The organism is Limosilactobacillus sp. (assembly GCF_051873075.1).
In the GTDB taxonomy this organism is placed as follows: Bacteria; Bacillota; Bacilli; order Lactobacillales; family Lactobacillaceae; genus Limosilactobacillus.
The window spans coordinates 41,585-63,052 of the sequence record NZ_JBJEEM010000019.1 but is presented as its reverse complement, the minus strand read 5'-3'; the positions used below and the strand labels follow the sequence as shown (position 1 = coordinate 63,052).

Annotated in this window: 22 protein-coding genes and 2 tRNA genes; 20 read left to right on the top strand and 4 right to left on the bottom strand. The window is 51.0% G+C overall.

Annotated features, from left to right (window positions below; translation table 11 throughout):
- The first annotated feature begins 60 nt into the window (after window positions 1-60).
- Together ACI31J_RS02940 and ACI31J_RS02935 are read left to right on the top strand one after the other, a co-directional pair.
- A tRNA-Met gene (locus ACI31J_RS02940) sits at window positions 61-134 on the top strand.
- 4 nt (window positions 135-138) lie between these two features.
- Window positions 139-213 (top strand) — tRNA-Asp (locus ACI31J_RS02935).
- 225 nt (window positions 214-438) lie between these two features.
- Here ACI31J_RS02935 and ACI31J_RS02930 read toward each other — a convergent pair.
- Complete coding sequence (locus tag ACI31J_RS02930; RefSeq protein WP_439772955.1) at window positions 439-933, bottom strand: hypothetical protein; 495 nt, start codon at window positions 931-933, stop codon at window positions 439-441.
- 205 nt (window positions 934-1,138) lie between these two features.
- Between ACI31J_RS02930 and spxA the strand changes: the two genes are divergently transcribed.
- From spxA to ACI31J_RS02910, 4 genes are all read left to right on the top strand, one after another.
- Window positions 1,139-1,540: a transcriptional regulator SpxA gene (gene spxA / locus ACI31J_RS02925; RefSeq protein ID WP_439772954.1), complete on the top strand. Its 402-nt coding sequence runs from the start codon at window positions 1,139-1,141 to the stop codon at window positions 1,538-1,540.
- Between the two features lie 109 nt (window positions 1,541-1,649).
- The gene (locus ACI31J_RS02920; RefSeq protein ID WP_439772953.1) at window positions 1,650-2,342 is read left to right on the top strand and encodes an adaptor protein MecA; all 693 of its coding nucleotides are present in this window, start codon (window positions 1,650-1,652) and stop codon (window positions 2,340-2,342) included.
- Between the two features lie 74 nt (window positions 2,343-2,416).
- A complete protein-coding gene (locus tag ACI31J_RS02915) occupies window positions 2,417-3,478 on the top strand; it encodes a competence protein CoiA (protein WP_439772952.1) in 1,062 nt (353 codons plus the stop codon).
- Between the two features lie 21 nt (window positions 3,479-3,499).
- Entirely contained in the window at window positions 3,500-4,897 is a 1,398-nt protein-coding gene (locus tag ACI31J_RS02910) for a C69 family dipeptidase (protein ID WP_439772951.1), read from the top strand.
- A 43-nt stretch (window positions 4,898-4,940) separates the two neighbouring features.
- On the opposite strand, the gene ACI31J_RS02905 is transcribed toward ACI31J_RS02910, so the two are convergent.
- Window positions 4,941-5,573, bottom strand: coding sequence for a DsbA family protein (locus ACI31J_RS02905; RefSeq protein WP_439772950.1), 633 nt, complete (start codon window positions 5,571-5,573; stop codon window positions 4,941-4,943).
- Between the two features lie 154 nt (window positions 5,574-5,727).
- Here ACI31J_RS02905 and ACI31J_RS02900 point away from each other — a divergent pair, with 154 nt between their 5' ends.
- Genes ACI31J_RS02900 through ACI31J_RS02890 form a run of 3 tightly spaced genes read left to right on the top strand, consistent with a single transcriptional unit; the run spans window position 5,728 to window position 8,109 of the window.
- Window positions 5,728-6,414, top strand: coding sequence for a GTP pyrophosphokinase (locus tag ACI31J_RS02900; protein WP_439772949.1), 687 nt, complete (start codon window positions 5,728-5,730; stop codon window positions 6,412-6,414).
- Window positions 6,395-7,210, top strand: a complete 816-nt coding sequence (locus tag ACI31J_RS02895; protein ID WP_439772948.1) for an NAD kinase — start codon at window positions 6,395-6,397, stop codon at window positions 7,208-7,210. The genes ACI31J_RS02900 and ACI31J_RS02895 overlap by 20 nt, the downstream gene beginning before the upstream one ends.
- Window positions 7,210-8,109 carry an RluA family pseudouridine synthase gene (locus tag ACI31J_RS02890; protein ID WP_439772947.1) on the top strand — a complete coding sequence of 300 codons (900 nt, stop codon included), beginning with the start codon at window positions 7,210-7,212 and terminating at the stop codon, window positions 8,107-8,109. The genes ACI31J_RS02895 and ACI31J_RS02890 overlap by 1 nt, the downstream gene beginning before the upstream one ends.
- Before the next feature lie 52 nt (window positions 8,110-8,161).
- Here the strand turns inward: ACI31J_RS02890 and ACI31J_RS02885 are convergent, their stop codons facing one another.
- Complete coding sequence (locus tag ACI31J_RS02885) at window positions 8,162-9,190, bottom strand: lactonase family protein (RefSeq protein WP_439772946.1); 1,029 nt, start codon at window positions 9,188-9,190, stop codon at window positions 8,162-8,164.
- A gap of 98 nt (window positions 9,191-9,288) precedes the next feature.
- On the opposite strand from ACI31J_RS02885, the gene ACI31J_RS02880 reads away from it, so the two are divergent.
- The 3 genes from ACI31J_RS02880 (at window position 9,289) to ACI31J_RS02870 (ending at window position 13,157) form a co-directional block, all read left to right on the top strand.
- Window positions 9,289-10,143, top strand: a complete 855-nt coding sequence (locus ACI31J_RS02880) for a methyltransferase domain-containing protein (protein WP_439772945.1) — start codon at window positions 9,289-9,291, stop codon at window positions 10,141-10,143.
- Window positions 10,144-10,314: 171 nt separating this feature from the next.
- Window positions 10,315-10,824: a tRNA (uridine(34)/cytosine(34)/5-carboxymethylaminomethyluridine(34)-2'-O)-methyltransferase TrmL gene (gene trmL, locus ACI31J_RS02875; RefSeq protein ID WP_439772944.1), complete on the top strand. Its 510-nt coding sequence runs from the start codon at window positions 10,315-10,317 to the stop codon at window positions 10,822-10,824.
- Between the two features lie 14 nt (window positions 10,825-10,838).
- A complete protein-coding gene (locus ACI31J_RS02870) occupies window positions 10,839-13,157 on the top strand; it encodes a DNA translocase FtsK (protein WP_439772943.1) in 2,319 nt (772 codons plus the stop codon).
- 142 nt (window positions 13,158-13,299) lie between these two features.
- Here ACI31J_RS02870 and ACI31J_RS02865 read toward each other — a convergent pair whose 3' ends face one another.
- Complete coding sequence (locus ACI31J_RS02865; protein ID WP_083479927.1) at window positions 13,300-13,419, bottom strand: DUF4044 domain-containing protein; 120 nt, start codon at window positions 13,417-13,419, stop codon at window positions 13,300-13,302.
- Between the two features lie 123 nt (window positions 13,420-13,542).
- Between ACI31J_RS02865 and ACI31J_RS02860 the strand changes: the two genes are divergently transcribed.
- The 8 genes from ACI31J_RS02860 (at window position 13,543) to murG (ending at window position 21,446) form a co-directional block, all read left to right on the top strand.
- Window positions 13,543-13,893 carry a hypothetical protein gene (locus tag ACI31J_RS02860; protein ID WP_439772942.1) on the top strand — a complete coding sequence of 117 codons (351 nt, stop codon included), beginning with the start codon at window positions 13,543-13,545 and terminating at the stop codon, window positions 13,891-13,893.
- 141 nt (window positions 13,894-14,034) lie between these two features.
- Window positions 14,035-14,463 carry a division/cell wall cluster transcriptional repressor MraZ gene (mraZ, locus tag ACI31J_RS02855; protein ID WP_439772941.1) on the top strand — a complete coding sequence of 143 codons (429 nt, stop codon included), beginning with the start codon at window positions 14,035-14,037 and terminating at the stop codon, window positions 14,461-14,463.
- A gap of 15 nt (window positions 14,464-14,478) precedes the next feature.
- Window positions 14,479-15,426, top strand: a complete 948-nt coding sequence (gene rsmH, locus ACI31J_RS02850; protein ID WP_439772940.1) for a 16S rRNA (cytosine(1402)-N(4))-methyltransferase RsmH — start codon at window positions 14,479-14,481, stop codon at window positions 15,424-15,426.
- 8 nt (window positions 15,427-15,434) lie between these two features.
- Entirely contained in the window at window positions 15,435-15,803 is a 369-nt protein-coding gene (locus ACI31J_RS02845; RefSeq protein ID WP_439772939.1) for a cell division protein FtsL, read from the top strand.
- On the top strand, window positions 15,803-17,956 hold the full coding sequence (locus tag ACI31J_RS02840) for a penicillin-binding transpeptidase domain-containing protein (protein WP_439772938.1): 2,154 nt from the start codon (window positions 15,803-15,805) through the stop codon (window positions 17,954-17,956). The genes ACI31J_RS02845 and ACI31J_RS02840 overlap by 1 nt, the downstream gene beginning before the upstream one ends.
- Window positions 17,957-17,968: 12 nt before the next feature.
- Window positions 17,969-18,940 (top strand): phospho-N-acetylmuramoyl-pentapeptide-transferase, encoded by a 972-nt coding sequence (mraY, locus tag ACI31J_RS02835; RefSeq protein WP_439772937.1) that lies wholly within the window; start codon window positions 17,969-17,971, stop codon window positions 18,938-18,940.
- Window positions 18,941-18,967: 27 nt separating this feature from the next.
- A complete protein-coding gene (gene murD / locus ACI31J_RS02830) occupies window positions 18,968-20,341 on the top strand; it encodes a UDP-N-acetylmuramoyl-L-alanine--D-glutamate ligase (RefSeq protein ID WP_439772936.1) in 1,374 nt (457 codons plus the stop codon).
- Window position 20,342: 1 nt separating this feature from the next.
- Complete coding sequence (murG, locus tag ACI31J_RS02825; RefSeq protein WP_439772935.1) at window positions 20,343-21,446, top strand: undecaprenyldiphospho-muramoylpentapeptide beta-N-acetylglucosaminyltransferase; 1,104 nt, start codon at window positions 20,343-20,345, stop codon at window positions 21,444-21,446.
- Window positions 21,447-21,468: the final 22 nt, after the last annotated feature.

Below are 21,468 nucleotides of genomic sequence, written 5' to 3'. Positions count from 1 at the left end.
GACACCAGCCTTTCACGCTGGTATCGTGGGTTCAAATCCCGCACGGGTCACTTTTATTATCGCGGGGTAGAGCAGTCTGGTAGCTCGTCGGGCTCATAACCCGGAGGTCGTTGGTTCAAATCCAGCCCCCGCAATTTTGGTCCGTTGGTCTAGTTGGTTTAGGACGCATCCCTGTCACGGATGAGATCACGAGTTCGAGTCTCGTACGGACCGTAGTAAGTCAAGTGCTATTGCACTTGACTTTTTTTGTTGAGATTACTTAAACATCATGACAAAACATTTGAAAGTACTTTTCAGATTTCGGAAGGCTAAATTAAAGAAGTCACCACGTGATTTGGGATACTCGTAAAATAGGCACCAAGTTGAATAAACCTATAACCTTAGGATCGTTCAACTTGGTGCCTTGTTTACTCTGTTGATGATTTTAAGAACAGCTGATTACCGGACTGGCCGATAGATTTCGTCATAGTAATAATTGTCTGAACCCAATGTGGTGAAATTAGTCAATGACTTGAAGGAGTCACTTTCCCGCCATGCGGTGAGATCTTCGAAATCATTCCAGGAAGTTAATAGGACCAGGGTTGAGCTTTCGTTTTGGCTGGCTACCGAGGTCATCACGACACCGTTGGCCATGCTGGGGGCATCGTCGACAATCTTTTCCAAACTGTTGTAGAGCAGCTTTTGCCGGTCGCCGTTAACTTGAAATGATTGGTAGTATAACAGTCCATTTAGGTTAGCATTTAGTGATGCCCCCAGGACGGTGAGGGTAACCGGTGACTTGAAGACCGATTCTTGTCCGGACAGGTCGAATAAGGCGAGCTTATCGCTGTGGGTAGATGCCTGTACCAGCTTAAACTGACGGTCAGGGTTGTTCTTGATAATATCTTCTAAGACTTGGTGTGAGCCAAACGTAAAACTTACTTTAGTTAACACGAAGATCCCTCCTAATTCAAAATATACGCTATTATTATAGCTCAAAAGACGGGGTTAAGTAGTCAATAATTAAAGAAAGGTAAATTTACTTACAAAAAGTCAATAAATTTGCCGGATTCCCTTTTATCACCTGTTAGAAGATAGTATAATATTAATTGTATTAATGAATGTTGTCGTTACGAATGATTAAGGAGGCTTTTATTTAATGGTTATTCTCTATACGTCTCCAAGTTGTACCTCTTGCCGCAAGGCACGCGCTTGGCTGCAAGAAAACAACATTCCATTTAAGGAACGAAATATTTTTTCTGAACCGTTATCACTTGATGAGATCAAGAATATTTTGCGGATGACGGAAAATGGAACTGAGGATATTATCTCTAAGCGCTCTAAGGCTTATAAGAAATTAAACATCGACTTAAACGAGTTGCCAATGAAACAGCTCTTTGCCATGATCAGTAAAAATCCAGGCTTGTTGCGTCGCCCAATCATCATGGATGATAAGCGCCTGCAAGTTGGCTACAATGAGGACGAAATCCGGCGTTTCCTGCCGCGGAAGGTTCGGGCCCTCGAATTGGCAGAGGCACAACGGAAGGCAAATTTAGTTTAATTTTCATGGAGAAGCAGTTATGGCTTCTCTTTTCTTTTGCTTTACTTTTAGGCGAAAGGCTTTAGAATAGTATTAATGACTTAAATTGCGAATCTAGGGGGTGCTGCCAGTGGAAATGGAACACATTAATAAAAACACGATTCGCGTCTTAATCAATAATGATGATTTGAATGATCGGGGGATTACTATCTTAGATCTTCTAGGCGATCATCAACAAATCGAGGATTTCTTTTACAGCATTTTACGTGAGGTTGATACCGACCACCAGTTTCAAAATAACGATTCGGTAACGTTTCAGGTAATGCCGACTGAGAACGGTCTTGAGCTGTTCATCAGTAAGAGCGATCCAAATGATCCGGATAGTGATATGGCTGCTAATAATAAGCAGATTGCAGAATTCATTAAGCAAAACCTGGCCCGGTCTTCAGCTGCTCGTCAAACTCCGCCGACTGACGGCGGGCAGCCGCAGCCAATCGAGCTCCCACAAGGCTCTTCGCTGGAGTCCCATCAGGCAAATAGCTGGCGGGTGGTCGTCTTTGATTCCTTTGAGAATCTGATTGCATTTTCCCACATTGCCGAGGATGATGATATCGTAAGCGAGCTCTATAAATACAACGGTAAGTATTACCTGGCATTACAGTATTTCCAACCAATTGATGGTGACGGTTTGATCAAAGATAACCTAGCACTTGCTTATGAGTATGGCAATCCAACCGCAGTGACCCCAGTGTACTTGAGTGAGCACGGGAAGAAGCTGATGGCGGTATCGGCGTTGCATACCATCCGTCACTATTTCAACTAAGGTTAAGCACAAGACATATTTGTCTCGTGCTTTTTCTTTTGCCTGCCGTATGTATATGGTAGGAGGTGAGTAGTGTGCTGGTTGCGACGAAGGCTGGCCGCCTGGTTCTGGCTGAGAATGCCAGTGGTAAGAACGGCTATTTTTGTCCGGGATGTGGCGAGCCGGTAATTTTGCGAAAGGGACAGCATAAGATCGCTCATTTTGCTCATCGTCCGGGTAGCAAGTGTCAGCTTAGCGAGGGAGAAACCGCAGAACATCTGCTTGGCAAACGTCAGTTATTTCAGTGGTATCAGCAGCAGGGGCGCCACGTAGAATTGGAGGTTTACTTGCCACGGGTTAACCAACGCCCAGACCTCTTGCTGGTGGACGGGAAGAAGAAGGTCGCTATTGAATTTCAATGCAGTCCATTGAGCTTGCAACGCTTATTGGAACGGAACACCGGTTATCGGCGGTGCGGGATGCAATTTCACTGGTTGCTCGGTGCACCATACCAAGGCCGTCATTTACGGTCAGCCAAGATAGCACAGTTCACCCAGGAAGTCGCTGGCCGACCCGGTCTCCTTTTTTGGGATACCCGGGTCGGCCGACTAGTTGTGAAGCGGGACCTGGCCCGGTGCTCGTTTATCCGGCAGCCGGGATTGGGACCGAGAGCGACTATTAAGTACCAGATGCGGCGCCTCAATGCCCTCCAGTATGGCAGCGGCCATTCGTTGCCAGTTCAGCAACTAGTTGGCGAGCTGGCGGCTTATCGACCGCTGGCGGCCTGCCCCTTGGTTTGCCACGATGTAATGCCCAGCTGGCCTACCCTCGATGAACCGGTAATTCTATGGCGAATGCGGGTGATTAGGGCCCTCGTGAAGCGACCGCTTTTTTGCTATTGGCCCGTCGATGTTTGGCAGGAGTGGGTGGCTGAAGTTGCTAGCAACCACTGGCTGGGCTATGGCTGTATTGACGCTACCATCATGCACCAGCAGGCGATTACAGCCTTGACTGCTGACCTATTAAGTTACCAGTACCTGCTTGCCTGTCCCGGTGGTTACCTGCTTTTTAGGTATCCGCGGTGGTTTGATAGTGTTCAAGAAAAAATGAACCTGCTCAATCGGGGTGGGTTTTCGCAAGCTAATGCATTAAAATAGAACTAAAAGGGGATGAAGGTAGTGGAAAAGCATACTTGTACAACATTCTTAGCGGGGAAGAAGGCCACCCTTGACGGTTCGACGATTGTCTGTCGTGAGGAGGACTATTTCAATGCGTTCGACCCGCAGCGTTTTGTCTACGTCAAAGCGGCAGATCAGCCTCGTCACTACGAGAGTAAGACGACTGATTTTAAGATTGATTTGCCTGAGGATCCGGTTGGTTACACGTCGACACCGGATGCCGACAATTCCGCGGGCGTTTTTGCGGCTGGCGGGATCAACGCACACAACGTTTCCATGACCGGGACTGAAACGATCACGACGAATTCCCGGATCTTGGGGATTGATCCCTTCAATGGTACCGATGGGATTGGTGAAGAAGATTTCGTGACCCTGGTACTGCCGTACATCAAGACGGCCCGGGAAGGGGTTGAACGCTTGGGCCAGCTGCTGACCAAGTACGGCACCTACGAGTCGAATGCCATTTCCTTTGGTGATCAAAACGAGGTCTGGTATCTGGAAACAATTGGTGGCCACCACTGGGCGGCGGTCCGGATTCCGGACGACGCTTTTGTGATCGCCCCCAATCGGCTGAACATCGCTGATTTTGACTTTGCGGCAGCCAATACTGCTTGTTCGACTGACTTGAAGGACCTGATTGATCAGAACCAGCTCAATCCTTCCTTTGATGGCCGTTACAACCTCCGGCAGATTTTTGGTAGCCAAACGATCACGGACACCCGTTACAACAACCCACGGGCCTGGTATGTACAACAGCAGCTTAGCGATGCTCCGGTGGGGCAGCCGACCGACCAGGACCTGCCATTTATCTGTCATCCGCGGCACAAACTTTCGATTGAAGACATCAAGCAGGCAATGAGCTCGCACTACCAGAATACGCCGTTTGACCCGTATGAGCATGATGAAGCCCCATACCGTTCGATTGCCCTCAATCGGAACCTGGAACTGCACATCCTGCAGATCCGGAATAATGTTCCTGCCGCCATTGCCGGGGTTCACTGGTTGGCGTTTGGGCCGAACGCCTTCAACACGGTGGTGCCGTTCTATGCCAACATTAATGACACCCCGGCTAGTTACCGTGACACCGCGGTGGATTACGCATCGGGCAATATGTACTGGCTGACGAATACCATCGCCGCGATTGGTGACCAATATTATGCACGTTCACCGCAATACTACAATCAGGCACGGCCGCAGGTAGAAGCCTACGAGCAAAAGGTGGTTGCAGCTACGCGTCAGATCCAACGGGCTACGGACCAGCAAGCAGACCTTGATGATCCGCAAGCAGCTTTGACCAAGGCCAATGAGCAGATGGCGGACATTGCGATGGAAGAGGGGACAGCACTCTTGGGCAAACTCGTCAAGCTGGCGTTTGGCAAGGCGCGGCTACAGTATTAGAACTAAAAAAAGTGACCAGGATTTTCCTGATCACTTTTTTGATTCATTTCTGAATGATTTTCAAAGCTGGCCGGTGAAACTGTGCGGCAAATTGGGCCGCACTTTGCTGGTGGTCGAGCTTATTGGCACGAAAGGCCTGAATTAAGGTTTCGTAATCGAAGTTTGCAATTAGGTAGCCATAGTCTGTCTGATCGGTATCAAAAACCACCGCTGTGGCCGTCTGGGTGACGCCCAGCTCAGCCGCCATCCGTTGGTCCTTCCGAAAGGCTTGGCGGGCAAGCTTGGAGCGTCGATCTTCCATGAACATCTCCAGGTCTAACTTGGATTGTTCAGCAACTTGTTCAACGAGCTGCGGAGAGTAGTCGGCCTGACCTCTGACCATTGCATCCTGAAGCTGCAACAGGTAGCGGCGGCCCCGCTTGCGTCCCTGGAAGAGGGCGGCCTTGTAGTCCAGGATAACCTGGAAGATGGTATCGGCTACATGCTGACGAACCTTCAGATCACAGCTGCTGAGCCCATGCAGCCGCAATGTGTCCGTAATGGTCTGCATGTTAAACAGTGGGATAAACTGATAATTAATTTTGGTATTCAATTCCTGATCTACCCGTAAAACGTCATTTTCACAGCGGAAACAACGCATCCCCAAAGGGTTGACAAACAAATGAATCTCAAGCATCCCTGCTCCTCCGATCGCTAATAGCTTTAATTTCTTTTGTAAACATTTTCAATTGTGGCAAAAAAAGTGCTTCTTGTAAAGTAAACTGCATTGGACCCACCAGCTTATTAAAATATGCTAAAATAATACTCAGATTTAACAGGGGGCTTTGAGAATGATTGAAAATTGGCAGCACTTCCTCTTGCCATATCAACAGGCCGTTAATGAATTAAAGGTAAAACTGCGGGGGATGCGCAAGCAGTATCAAGAACGGGGAGAACACTCGCCGATCGAGTTCGTCACCGGACGCGTCAAGCCCGTCGACAGCATCAAAGAAAAGATGGTTCGCCGTCACGTTCAAGAGGACCGGCTTGAACAGGATATGCAAGATATCGCGGGACTGCGGATCATGTGCCAGTTTGTCGAGGACATCTACGTGGTGGTTGACCAGTTGCGGCAGCGCAGTGACATGACCATCCTGGAAGAACGGGATTACGTCACCAACGTTAAGCCCAGCGGTTATCGGTCTTACCACATCGTTATTGAGTACCCCGTGCAACTCGTGACCGGGGAAAAGAAGATCTTGGCCGAGATCCAGGTGCGGACCCTGGCGATGAACTTCTGGGCAACGATCGAACATTCCCTAAACTACAAGTACCAAGGAGCATTTCCAAAGGAACTATCGGCACGGCTTCAGCGGGCGGCTGAGGCGGCTTTCCGACTCGACAACGAGATGTCGGAGATTCGCGAAGAAATCAAAGAGGCCCAGACCCTCTTCTCACAACGGACTGCCCAGCCACTGGAAAAAGATGATGGATCGGATAAGGAGGATGGTACAAACAATGAAAGTAGCGATTTATAACAATGAAACTGCTGAATCCCAGCGGGTTACTAAGCTCCTGCGCGCGGAAATGGAGAAGGCAGGCCTGATTTACGACCAGGATAAGCCCGAGGTGGTCATTACAATCGGCGGGGACGGCACCCTGCTATCGGCCTTCCACCACTACCAGAAGCAGCTTGATCGGGTGCGCTTCGTGGGAATTCATACCGGTCACCTGGGTTTCTACACCGATTGGCGCAACTTTGAAATTGACGACCTGGTTGATAGCCTAGTCAAGGACAGCGGCCAATCGGTTTCCTACCCCTTGCTCGACATGAAGGCCGTCTATTCGGACGGGGTGGTGGACAGCTTTGTGGCCCTAAATGAGTCCACTATCCGCAATATCACTAAGACGATGGTGTGTGATGTCTACATCAATAATCAGCTGTTTGAAAACTTCCGGGGCGATGGCCTGTGCATCTCGACGCCGACCGGGTCCACGGCCTACAACAAGTCCGTAGGGGGCGCAATCATGGATCCGCATAGCGTCGGCTTCCAGCTTGCCGAAATGGCATCCTTGAATAACCGGGTTTTCCGGACCCTGGGTTCACCGATCATTTTCGGCGCCGACACCAAGTTGATGCTGCGCCTGCGGGACGTCAACGGACACGTGATGACTTGCGACCGTGACCAAATCATGCTGAAGAATAAGAAGGGACAGCGCTACCTGATGGAGCTTGACTACCAAGTTTCAGACCAGAAGATCAACTTTGCCCGTTACCGGCACAATAACTTCTGGAACCGGGTCAAGGATTCCTTCATCGGTGGGCTCCGCTAATGGAGTTTACGTGGAAATACCAGCAGCCGGTTCCCCGGCGACTACGCTCGGCCCTCAAAATGATGGGGGTAACCAGTTCGTTGATGAAGGTGGCGATTTACCACGGCGGCAAGATGCTGATCAATGGGGAAGAAAAATGGGCGGTTGACGTGGTCAAACCTGGTGATACTTTCACCCTGGTGTTGCCGGCCGAATCTGGCAACGAGCATGTCCCGGCTTATCCGGCCCCCATTCAGATTATCTATGAGGATCGCGACTTCTTGGTGCTGAACAAACCCGCGGGGGTGGCGACCGTTCCAGCCCATAATGTGGCGGTGCCGGACAGCCTGGTCAACCGGGTTAAGTACTACTACCAGCAGCAGGGCTATGAGAATCAGGTGATTCACGTGGCCACCCGGCTGGACAAGGACACGAGCGGCCTAGTGATCTTTCCCAAGCACCGCTTTGCCCACGCGGTCCTGGACCGGCAATTAAAGCGCCACCTGGTCAAGAAAAACTACCTGGCCCTGGTTACCGGTCAGCTGGCCGCTGGTCACGGCTACATCGACGCCCCAATCTTGCGGGACCCGGAATCGTTTGTTCAGCGTATGGTCGGCCGGGGCGGCAAGCCTTCGGTGACTGAGTATTGGACTAAGGATCGTAACGAGCAGGGATCCCTGGTGAAGATTCGCCTGCATACGGGGCGGACCCACCAGATCAGGGTGCACTTCAGCTACCTGGGCCACCCCCTGTTTGGGGATGCAATGTACGGGCAAAGCTCGGCATTAGTTGCTCGTCAGGCGCTGCACTGCTACTGGCTGCAGTTTTACAGCCCCTTTAAAGAGGACTACATTACAATAACGGCTCCGGTGCCGGCAGATATGAGGGCAGCCATCACTGCGGTCGGATTAAAGGAATAAAAAAGTGGCGTTGAATGAAATTTCATTCAACGCCACTAATGTTTTTAAAAGCTTACTTCCACTTCATAACACAAACCGGTTCTGGGCAGGTAACGTCCTTTTGCAGGAGGGTCAGCTTACCAGTGTTGGCGTCCCGCTTGTAAAGGGTCAGGTTATCGGAGTTTTGGTTGGAGGCCAGCAGGTAGGACTCGTCCTTGCTGAGGTTGAAGTCCCGTGGGAAGTCACCTTCAGTGGAGATCGACTGGATATGCTTGACCGTGTAGTCCGGTTGAACGGCGAAGACCGCGATCGTGTTTTCACCCCGGTTGGAGGTGTAAATGAACTTGCCATCACTAGAGAAGCGAATGGCAGCAGCCCCGTTGTGGGCAGTCCAGTCATCAGGAATGGTCTTGATCGTCTGGACGTGGGTGAAGCTGGCATCGTTAGCATTGTACTTCAGGACTTCCAGTTTGCTGCTCAGTTCGCCGAGGACGTAGGCATACTTGCCATTCGGGTGGAAGGCGATGTGACGGGTACCGAAGCCGTCTTCGCACTTGTAGCGGGAAACGGCGGTCAGCTTGCCGTCTTCTGAGACATCGTAGACCACGATCAGGTCCATTCCCAGGTCACAAACAACCAGGCGCTTGTCAGGTGTCAGGTCGGCGAAGTGAACGTGTGGTGCTTCCTGTTCTGGCTGTGGACCGGTAGCACCTTGGTGGGTGACGGAGTCGGTTTGGGTCAGGGTCCCGTCTTCGTTGATCTTAAAGACGTCGACCTTGGCGGTGTGGTAGTTGGCGCTGTAGAGCAAGTGACGTTCTTCATCTAGGCCGACGTATGCAGGTGGTGCCCCCGCGGCCAGCACCTTGCTGAGCATCTTAGCGTTGTCGTCCTTTAGGGAGTAGGATGCGACCCCGCCCTGATCATCGATCTGCTTGATTGCGTAGACCATGTCGTTGCTGCCGACTTGCAGGTAGGCTGGCTTCTGTGATGGGATAGCCAGCCGGACGTTAGTGAGCTTGCCGGCATCGTCGTCGAGGGTGACGGCATAGATTCCCTTGCTATCCTTCTTAGTATATGTTCCAATTAAAAAATTCTCTTCCACTGTGGGAGCCTCCTTTGAAAATGCTTACTTATATAATAGCAAAATTATGACTATGGTAAACTATTAATGTTAAGAAAAAATAAAAAGGACGGATCAATGTGAAAAAGATAGAAAAGCAGCAACGGTTCGTGAGTCAGCACCTGGAGCTTTTCCGGTGTCCGGTTTGTCATGAACCCTTTACCGCCTTGCAGGGGAATAGCATCATCTGCAGTCGGGGCCACCAGATTGACTTCAATAAGCATGGCTACCTTCATTTCCTAAATGGGGCGGCTGATACAGAATATGGCCGGGAAATGTTCTTAGCCCGACGTCAGCTCCTGAGTGCCGGTTTGTTTTTGCCAATCGTTCAAGCAATTGCTAAAATCTTGCCTAAACGGCCCTTGAAGGTCTTGGATGTGGGCACGGGGGAGGGAACCCCACTTTACCAATTGGCCAAAATACGCTCAGATCAAAACGACTGCTTGATGGGCTTTGACATCTCTAAGGCGGGGGTTACACTGGCAACTCAGCTGGCGATGGACGCTTTCTTCTGTGTGGCTGACCTGCGGCAACTGCCGTTTAACGACCACTCGTTTGACGCCGTCATCGAGCTGTTCTCACCATCGGATTACGCGGAGTTCAACCGGGTGTTGACGCCTAGCGGAATACTGGTCAAGGTGATCCCAAATGCTGACTACTTGGGAGAATTGCGTCAATTGTTGTATGACCAGGACGACCAGCACGCAAGCTACGATAATTCCCGGGTCAAGGAGCTGTTTGCTAAGCATTATCCAAATTGTCAGATACAACGGGTCCGCTACCGTTTTGATATTCCGACCGGCCTGCAAGCTGCCCTGGTCGAGATGACCCCCTTACATTGGGGACGGGGCGCTAAGCAGCTGTCGCCAGCGGAGCTTGATAAACTTCAGGCGGTGACGGTTGACGTTAGCCTCTTGATTGCTAATAAATTTTAATAAAATGTTTGCATAAACGACAAAATGATGCTAAAGTAGCATAGAGAAATCGTTTAGCAGTTGACATCGAACAGATTCGTTGGTAACTGCTAAGGAGTACTTCATTAAAGCAGCGTTTCGCCGTGCCCACACCGAGACCCTGCTTTTTTTATTTTCTGAGGAGTTTTTAATATGACTAATCATATTGTATTGTTTGAACCGCTATTTCCTGCCAATACGGGTAACATTGCCCGGACCTGTGCTGGCACCAACACACAGCTGCACCTGATCAAACCGCTGGGCTTTTCCACCGACGACAAGCATATGAAGCGGGCGGGGCTCGACTACTGGGACAAGGTCAAGATCACTTACCATGATGACCTTCAGCAGTTTGTTGAGAGCGTCCCGGACATCAGCAAGCTGTACCTGGTTTCTAAGTTCGCTAGCCGGGACTACACCGACGTGGACTACACCAGTGAGGGGGACCACTACTTCTTGTTTGGCAAAGAAACGACTGGCCTGCCGGAGCAATTCATGCGGCGTTACCCGGAGAACGCCATTCGGATTCCGCAAAACGACGACAATATCCGGGCACTTAACCTCTCTAACAGCGCAGCTATCGTCATCTATGAGGCCCTGCGGCAGCAAAGCTTTCCGGGGTTGGCGCGGGTCCACACTTATCACTTTGACAAGCTGAAGTAGTTTAAGGAGGGTGTATGGCACAGCGAAAGAAAACCACAAAGCGACGCCGTTCACGGCGCAGTTCCGCGGCCAAACAGCATCGGCTCATCGATAACTTAGCGGGGCTTATCGTGGTCCTATTAATGCTGGTGGGGTTATTCAACCTCGGTGCCTTGGGGGCCGTCATTCAGGGAGCCTTTAAGCTCTTGGTCGGGGCGAGCTATCCAGTGCTGATGCTGGTTGTTCTCATCTACGGATTGGGCTTTACCCTCTATGCACGCTGGTTGCGCTTCAGCACTCGCCGAATCATCGGCGGTGTGGTCTTCTACCTGGGCTTGCTGATCTGGCTGCATGTTTTGATGATGAACCAGTTGAATGTTCATGCCAGGATCCCAGCGGTTACCTGGAGCAACCTGAGCAAGGCGCTGCTTAATGGTGACACGACGCTGCCGATCGGCGGGGGAATGTTGGGAGCCTACCTTTATGCGGCCTTTGACGTATTGGTTGACCGGGTTGGGACCGCCATCTTCTCCTGGTTGCTAATGATCGGCGGGGTAGTAATCTTCTTTGCCCTGCCGTGGCGTGACTTCCTGCGGCTCTGTGGCCGATTGGTGCAGCAATTGACGGCGGCGCTCCATGCTGGGGGTCAGCAGTTGTCGGCTAAGGTCAAGCAGCCGGGGGTGACAGCACCAGTCCCATCGACAAGACCGTCAATTGGCAAACGGGTTCAGGATTTTTTCAAGGATGATGAGAAAGAGACCGAACCAGTCGAAGCGGCACCGGTTGAGCAACCAACTCCTCAACGAACGTCACCAGTGAGCGAACCCAAGATCACGGTGGCTAGCGACCGTAAAGATCCTGATGAGGCCAATGACCCGGTTGACGAGCAACCGGAACTTTCCTTGGCCGGAGCGTCAGCACAGGCGGACAAGGATTACCAACTGCCACCACTGACCCTGTTGAGCAAGGTTAAGCCAACGGATCAGCAGGCCGACTTGAAAAACATTAAGAAGAATACTCAGATCCTACAGAAGACTCTGAAGTCTTTTAACGTTGATGCAACAGTTGAAAACGTTAGCCTGGGACCGTCTGTCACCAAGTACGAGCTGCGCCCGGCGGTGGGAGTTAAGGTCAGCCGAATCACCCATTTGACCGATGATTTGGCCCTGGCCCTGGCAGCGAAGGACATCCGGATTGAGGCACCGATCCCCGGCAAGTCCCTGATTGGGATCGAAGTGCCGAACCAGCAGGTCGCCACTGTTGGCTTCCGGGACATGTTTGAGGCGGCCCCGCAGGATGATAACCCGATGGACGTGCCCCTTGGCCGGACCGTTACCGGGGATGTTGAAATGGCCGATTTGACAAAAATGCCCCACCTCCTGATTGCCGGGGCGACCGGGAGCGGGAAGTCAGTAGCGATCAACGTCATCTTGACCAGTATCCTGCTCAAGGCCAAGCCGCACCAGGTTAAGATGTTGCTGATTGACCCGAAGAAGGTGGAACTGAGTGTTTACAACGATATTCCTCACCTCCTTAGTCCAGTAGTATCGGAGCCGAAGAAGGCAGCCCGGGCCTTGGGAAAGGTTGTAGCGGAGATGGAACGGCGCTATGAACTGTTCGCCAAGTTTGGGGTGCGGAACCTCAAGGGATATAACCACCTGGTTCAACAGCAAAATAGTGCCCACCCCGCTGACCAACAGCCCTCGTTGCCGCTGATTTTGGTCGTTGTTGACGAATTGGCCGACCTGATGATGACGGTTTCCAATGATGTTGAAGACGCCATTGTCCGGATTGCTCAGATGGGGCGGGCTGCCGGGATTCACATGATCCTGGCCACCCAGCGGCCATCCGTGGACGTCATTACCGGCCTAATCAAGGCCAACGTTCCCTCCCGAATTGCCTTTGCAGTCTCAAGCGGGGTTGACTCCCGAACGATTCTCGATTCCAACGGGGCGGAAAAGTTGCTTGGTCGGGGAGACATGCTCTTTGAACCGATCGATCAGAATAAGCCGGTCCGGGTCCAGGGGGCGTTTATTTCCGATCAAGACGTGGAGGCCGTGATTGGTTTCATCAAGCAGGAGCGGCCAGCTGAATACGACCAGCAAATGGTGGTCAGTGACCAGGAAATGGCCGAAGAAGCTGAGCAGGAAGATGAGGATCCGCTTTTCAAGGAAGCCCTTGACTTTGTAGTCCAGGAGCAGCGGGCCTCAACCTCACTGATTCAACGCCGCTTCCGGATTGGTTACAATCGGGCGGCCAGGATCATTGACGACATGGCCCAGCGCGGTTACATTAGTCCGGCTAACGGTTCCAAACCGCGGGAAGTTTATAAGAAACCTGACCAGCCACAATAAGCTGGAAAAGCACCGAACGCTCCGGATAGCTAAGATAAGACGAGCGCGGGGACGGTAGTTTTTCGCGATTACTTTGTAAAAGTTAAGAACTTTAAAACGACTGAGGGCCTGAGGAAAAAATTTCCACAGGCCCTCACTTTTATTAAATCAGGTTCAATGCGGCGACCGCACTGAAGATTAGTGATCCCAACATCGCAATCAACATTAACCAAATGGCGACCATGGTGATCTTTTGAAAACGTGTTTTCTTTTTCCGTTGCATAACCTGTAACCGCCTTTCACGATATTAACTCTTAGTAGTGTACCGCATTTTACCACTCGCTTTCAAACAGAATACTAAAATGTTAGACTTAAGACAACTAATTTTAAGGTGGTTAGAAATGTGTTGGTCGACTATCGACATATCTTAATGCAGCTGGTGGTTATCTTGCTGCTGTGGGCACTGACCCGGCTTGTTCGGCGGATTAACCCGAGTGCACGGGTGCGGCGGCTCTGCCGTTACATTTGGGTGCTGGTTCTCTGGATAATGAGTTTTATCAATCTGGGAATGTATTGGCTGGCTTACCCGATGGCTTTGTGGATGATACTAGCCCTGGGGTTGATTTTCATTCAACTGATTCACAATCATGAATTTATCTATCGACGGTATTGGCCGGTGTTTTGGAATTGGTCGTTGCTGTACGCGGGAATTGTGTTTATTGGCTCGCTGTTTAGCAACAGCTTACCATTAGTTTGATAAATTAATGCATAAATAAAGCGACGGAAATTGAACATATTCCGTCGCTCTTTTATTACCATAAAATTTAGAAATATCGTGGTGAGAAGTGGGGGATTGTGGTAGACTTAACCTGTAATGTAGTTAAAGGGGATGACTGGCTTGTTGATGGGTGAGTATCAGCACGCGCTGGACGCTAAACAACGGCTAATCATCCCCGCCAAGTTTCGCGACCAGTTGGGCAGTCAGTTCGTAGTGACCAGGGGCTTGGACGGGTGTCTTTTTGGCTATCCAATGAGTGAGTGGCAGCTTTTAGAACAGAAGCTGAAATCCTTGCCGTTGACCAAGCGGGATGCCCGGGCCTTTGTGCGCTTTCTCTACTCTGCCGCAACTGTCTGCGTGCTTGATAAGCAGGGTCGGATTAACCTTCCGGCCCCGCTTTGCAAGTATGCAGACCTCCACAAGCAGTGTATGGTGGTAGGGGTATCCAACCGCCTAGAGATCTGGGACCGTGATCGTTGGGACGCCTATAATGCCGATACTGCGGATAACTTTGATGAGATTGCTGAGGACCTGAATATTGATTTTTAAAAGGAGTGCAAGTTGATGGCAGAATTTAAGCACGTAACGGTTTTACTACACGAGGCCGTAGCAGGATTAAATTTGCAGCCAGCTGGTACTTATGTTGATGCAACCCTTGGTGGTGGTGGTCATTCCGGTGAAATCATCAAACAACTGACCGCTGGCCACCTTTATTCGTTTGACCAGGACAAAACGGCCATCGATTATAACCGGCAACACCTGGCCCCGGCATTAGCAGCGGGCAAGCTGACACTGGTAGAGGATAATTTCCGCCACCTTAAGGCAGCCTTAAATGAGCGCGGGGTGGCTGGCATCGACGGGATCGTGTATGATCTGGGGGTTTCATCCCCCCAGTTTGATGATGGGGCCCGCGGTTTTAGCTACCAGCACGATGCTCCCCTGGATATGCGGATGAATCAAGAACAGTCGCTATCGGCGATGGAAGTAGTCAACGAATGGCCATACGAGCGCTTGGTCAAGATCCTTTATCGTTATGGTGAGGAACGTTTTGCCAAGCAGATTGCCCGCAAGATTGAGCAGCGTCGGCAGAGTCAGCCGATCCGCACCACCTTTGAGTTGGTGGATGTCATCAAAGAGGCGATTCCGGCGGCGGCCCGTCGGCATGGCGGTCATCCGGCTAAAAAGAGTTTTCAGGCGATCCGAATCGCCGTCAATGATGAACTGGGGGCCCTGGAAGAGTCGCTCGAGCAGGCTTTTGACCTTTTGAACGTTCATGGCCGGATCAGCGTGATTACCTTCCAGTCGCTTGAAGACAGATTGGTAAAGACGATGTTTCGTGAGAAGACCTCGTTGAGTGCTGACCTGCCGCAAGGCCTCCCAGTGATTCCTGCCGGCATGGAACCGCATTTTAAGTTAGTAAACAAGAAGCCAATTCTTCCTAGTGCTCACGAATTAGCCAATAATCACCGAGCACACAGCGCAAAATTGCGAATTATTGAAAAAATTAAATAAAGGAAAGAGTGATTAAAGTGGTTTCAAATACTGCACGAGAATTATCAAATGAGCAAGAAGCGCCGCAACCGGCTAAACAAGCACGGCCGGTTAATGCGTCAAAGGTAGCATGGTCGCCTTTTGAGCGCTCATTAATGGTTTTCGGCAGTATTGTGACCCTTTTTTTGGTTATTACCCTATTATCAACCAAGGTGACGATGAATAGTCGCCAGCACCGCCTGCAGGATCTGCAGAGCCAGATCACGCGGGTGAAAAATTCTAATACAAGTACTCACCAGGAAATCGCCGAACTGACAAGTCAGTCTAACCTCAAGGCAGCGGCCCGTAAGTACGGCTTGTCTGATAAAATTTCGAATGTAAGGAACGTTAATAAATAATGGATAAGATGCCACGACGAACGAAAAACAAGTCGAACAATGAAAACCGCGGAACATTTGGCAAATGGCTGTTTATAATCACGGTTGCATTATTTGCTTTGTTTATCGTTCGTTTTGCGTATATTGCAATTAATAAGGATATCCAACACGTCAACCTGCAATCAAAGGCCGAGCAGATCTATACTCAGCGGCAGGTAATCCAGGCGCGGCGGGGAACCATCTATGATGCAGAGCATAACCCATTGGCCAGTGATACCAGCAAGTATACCCTTTACGCGGTCGTGGATCGCAATCAGCGGTCAAATAGCGGGAAGCCGCTCTATGTAACCAACAAGGAGAAGACTGCAAGGGTATTGTCACAATATATTGACTTATCGCCAGCCAAAATCAAGAAGATTCTGACTGCGAAGCGCCAGACCTACCAGGTTGAGTTTGGAACTGCCGGTAGCGGGCTGTCTGTTGCGACAATGCAGAAAATTAAGAGTCACCACCTGCCAGGGATTAACTTCATCGCGACGCCGGCACGCCAATATCCGGAGGGAGAATTTGCCTCCCAGCTGATCGGGGTAGCTAATCCGAAAACTGATCCCAAGGCCCCCGGTGGCACAACCTTGGTCGGCCAGTTAGGCCTTGAAAGCTACTTCAATAAGCAACTGACGGGTGTCAATGGGATTCGTCAGGATAAGCAGGATGTTTATGGCTACCAGCTGGCTAATTCCAAGACGGTAACTAAGAAGGCGGTTAATGGGGATGACATTCAGACCACCCTTGATTCTCAGACGCAACACCTTCTGGAAAGCAAAGTCAGCAAAGTCTATGAACACTCCCGGGCTAACTCGATGACGGCCGTTGTGATGGAAGCTAAGACTGGGAAGATCATCGCGGCAACGCAAAGAGCGACCCTACGTTCCAAGGATAATCCGGTTTGGCGCAACATGTTGGTTCAGGATGCCTATGAACCCGGTTCGACGATGAAAGTGCTGGCCCTAAGTGCTGCCATTGACTCCGGCCATTTCGACCCGAACGCGACCTTTAATTCTGGCACCTGGTCGATGGGCGGCGGCAAGATTAGTGACTGGTCAACCAGTGGCTGGGGGGTTATCACCTATCGGGATGCGTTTGACCTGTCGAGTAACGTTGGTTTTGCCCACTTGGAACAGAATATGGGAGCCGATACCTGGTATAAGTACATTAAGCGTTTCGGTCTCTTGAAACGGGTCAACGTTCCCGGAATGAGCAATGAAGTGACTGGCTTCACGCAGTTCAAGGGGATTCTTGAACAGGCTAATACGGCCTTTGGACAAGGAATTACTGTGAATGTGATGCAGATGATGCAGGCTTTTACGGCGGTTGCCAACAATGGTAAGATGATGCATCCTTACTTTGTTTCCAAGATTACCGACAGCAATGGCAAGGTAGTTAAACAGTATCGGCCGCATGTCGCAGGTCACCCAATCGAGGCGCAAACCGCTCATAAGGTGCTGAAATTGATGCAGGGTGTGGTCTACGACGAGAAGGGACTCGGTAAGGTTTATCAAATCAAGGGGCACCGGATCGCTGCCAAGACGGGGACTGCGCAAATCGGCGGAGCCAACGGGTACAGCAGCGGTGATACCAATTACCTGTATTCCATGGTGGGAATGGCACCGGCAAAGAACCCTAAATACATCATCTACATTACTTTGCGGCAGCCGCAGAATGTTAATCCACAGCCGGCTAACCAAATTTCAGAAGTCTTTAATCCGACGATGAAGATGCTGCTCAACCGCCAGAATACAACGAAAAAATCTGCTCACAGCATGGTTAAAGTTCCTAACTTGGTAGGCCAGGATAGTCAAGCCGCCGGCAACGAACTAGGGAGCCGCCACCTGCAGGCAGTAACGGTTGGTAGCGGTAAAAAGGTTAAGCAGCAATCTGTTCCGGCTGGGCAACAGGTATTGGCTAACCAGCGGGTTATCATGTACACTGGTGGCCGTGTTCAGATGCCGGACTTAACTGGCTGGAGCTCTGCTGATGTCAACGAACTGGCCCAGCTATTGGGTCTGCAGCTCAGTGAGCAGGGAAATGGTTATGTCAGCTCGCAAAACATTAAGGCCAATACTACAATCACCAAGAATCAAACACTGGTTGTTAAATATAAATCTAAAAACTAATTGGAGGACACTATGAACTTTTTGACAGCTATTCTAACGGTAATCAGTGCTTTCCTGATTACCTTCCTACTGATGCCATCGTTAATTCGATACTTCCGTTCTAAAAAGGAAGGACAACAGATTCGGAAAGAGGGGCCAACCTGGCACGCCAAGAAGGCTGGTACGCCAACGATGGGGGGCCTGCTGTTCATTATTTCGGCGGTGCTCACCATCCTTTGGGTAGCCGTTTGGCGGGGATTAATCTCTAACACCTTATGGGCCTTGCTCTTTATCCTGGTTGTCTACGGCTTGATCGGGATGTGGGACGACAGTATTAAGATCTTCCACCACCAAAACGAGGGCTTCAAGGCCTGGCAAAAGGCCCTCTGCCAGGTCATCGCGGCGATGATCTTCACGGTCATTTACCAGCACGAAGGTTTTCAGATGGGCTTCGGTACTACCTCAATTGGCTGGTGGTACGGCCTGTTTATCATCTTCTGGATTGTCGGTTTTTCCAACGCGGTTAACCTGACCGATGGACTCGATGGCCTGGTAAGCGGTCTGTCAATTATTTCGTTTATCGCTTACCTGATCATTGCCCTGGTTAACCTCAACCAACCGGGGTATCCAGAGATTGCCCTGTTCTGCCTGGCGATGATCGGGACGATGATCGGGTTCTTCCCGTACAACCATAAGCCCGCCAAGATATTCATGGGGGACATGGGTTCGCTGGCTATTGGGGCTTCGCTGGCGGCGGTTTCGCTGCTGCTCCACCACGAGTGGTCACTGCTGGTCATCGGGATCGTATACGTCTGTGAAACGGCCAGCGTCATGATGCAGGTTGCTTCGTTTAAGCTGACCGGGAAGCGAATCTTCAAGATGACTCCAATTCACCACCATTTTGAATTGAGCGGCTGGAGTGAATGGAAGATCGATATTGTCTTCTGGATTGTCGGCCTGATTGGGGCCATCATCGCGGTTAGTTGGATTTTGATTGCAGGTTAATTTCAGATTGAGAGAGGGAAATATCCTATGAAGAAGATTAGTAAGTATCAAGGCAAAAAGGTCCTGGTAATCGGTTTTGGCATCAGTGGACTCAACGCCGCCCACCTGCTGGTTAAGCTGGGTGCTACGGTGACAGCCAATGACATGAAGACACCGAAGGACCCGCAGGTGGTCAGTGATCTGGAAAACGACGGGATCAAAGTGATCACCGGATCCAACCCGCTGAGCCTGGCGGACGAGGACTTCGATGTGGTTGTCAAGAACCCGGGAATTCCTTACGATAACCCGCTGGTTGCCAAGTTTGTGGCTAAGCAGACCCCGATCATCACCGAAGCCGAACTCGGTTGGGAGATTTTTGACGGCCATTTGGTCAGTGTCACCGGGAGCAACGGTAAGACCACCACAACGACTCTGACGCAGCTGATGCTCGCCAAGAGTTCCACCCACAACGTTAAGTATGCAGGGAACATCGGTGTCTCCTTCAGCAAGGTAGCTGAAGAGTTGGGACCCGATGATACCCTGGTCACTGAATTGTCTAGTTTCCAGCTGCTTGGCTGCCCAACGATTCATCCCCACATCGCCATCATTACTAACATCTTCTCTAACCACCTGGATTATCACAAAACTCGGGAAAACTATATCAATGCTAAGCTCAATATCACCCGCAACCAGACTAAGGATGACTTCTTGATTATGAACTGGGATCGCGATGAGTGGCAAGAAATTGCCCGTCGCTCCCAGGCCACCATTGTTCCTTTCTCCCGGCTTAACAAGAGCCACGAGGGTACTTATGTGGAAGACGGCATGATCTGCTGGCGGGGTGAAAAGATCATGAAGGCCAGTGATATTCGCCTGATCGGCCCGCAAAACGTTGAAAATGCCCTGGCCGCCATTGCCGCCGCTAAATTGAGCGGGGTCGCCAACGAAGACATCATCAGTGTCTTAACGACCTTTGGCGGGGTGCGCCACCGTCTCCAATACGTCATGGACTATGAGGGCCGGCGTTTCTACAACGACTCCAAGTCAACCGACATCGAGGCCACTGAGGTTGCCCTGCAAGGCTTTGATCGGCCAGTGGTTCTCCTTGCTGGGGGATTGGACCGGGGCTACACGTTTGAGCGGCTCGTCCCGTACTTCAAGAAGCACGTCAAGGCGATCATCGTCTTCGGGCAATGCAAGGACAAGATGAAAGATGCCGCAGAGCAAGCGGGGATTCCAACCATCCTCGAGAGTGAAAATGCGGTTACGGCCGTACCTGAAGCCTGGAAGGTCAGCGAGCCCGGTGACGTAATTCTCTTGTCGCCAGCGAACGCCAGCTGGGACCAATTCCCAAGCTTTGAGGTGCGTGGGGATCGGTTTATCGAAGCAGTTGAGAAATTGACAAATCAAAAGGAGAAGTAAAATGCGGTTACTTGTATCTGGTGGTGGCACCGGTGGTCATATCTACCCGGCGCTTGCCCTGATTGAACGTTTGAAGCAGGTGGAGCCTGACACGGAAGTCCTGTACGTGGGAACTACCCGGGGACTAGAAAATAAGATTGTTCCGGATGCGGGCATTAAGCTTGAAACCATGCATATGCAGGGCTTTAAGCGGTCCCTTTCCCTCGATAATCTCAAGACCATTTACTTATTCTTGCATTCCGTTCACCATGCTAAGAAAATCATTAAGGACTTCAAGCCGGACGTGGTCTTGGGAACGGGCGGCTACGTCAGTGGTGCAGTTTTGTACGCTGCTGCTAAGCACCATGTGCCAACGGTGATCCACGAACAAAACAGTGTGGTAGGGGTTACTAACAAGTTCCTCAGCCGCTATGTCGATCAGATTGCGATCGCCTTTGAGGCGGCCCGGGACCAGTTCCCGGCCGACAAGGTCACGATGGTAGGAAATCCGCGGGCTCAGCAGGTCGCCGCCCAGGCAGATAGTGATTTCTCCTGGACTAGTTACCAGCTGAAGGACGATGTGCCTACCCTGATGATCTTTGGGGGGAGCCAGGGGGCACCGAAGATCAACCAGGCCGTTGTTGATGCAATTCCTGAATTTAACAAGCGCTCCTACCAGGTTATCTTTGCGACTGGGCAGAAACGCTACGATCACGTCAAGGAGCTGTTGGCAAATACTGAGATCGGCGACAACGTCAAGGTGGTTCCATATATTAAGGACATGCCCGCCAAGATGCCACGGGTAGCGGCCTTGGTCTCCCGGGCAGGGGCCACGACGATTGCCGAAGTGACCGCACTGGGGGTTCCAACGATTTTGATCCCAAGTCCGTACGTTACCGCTAACCACCAGGTGAAAAATGCCCAGGCACTGGTTAAGAACAACGCCGCAGCCATGATTACCGAGGATAAGCTGGATGCTAAGTCGCTGCTGCTGCAGGCCGACCGGATCATGGAAAATGATGAACTGCGTGCGAAGATGTCAGCCGCATCCAAGAAGATGGGGCGGCCGGATGCTGCCGATCGGCTGATTAAGGTGCTGCATACCGCAATTGATGAACACCACTAGGAAGTAAGGAGGACGGCTGAAG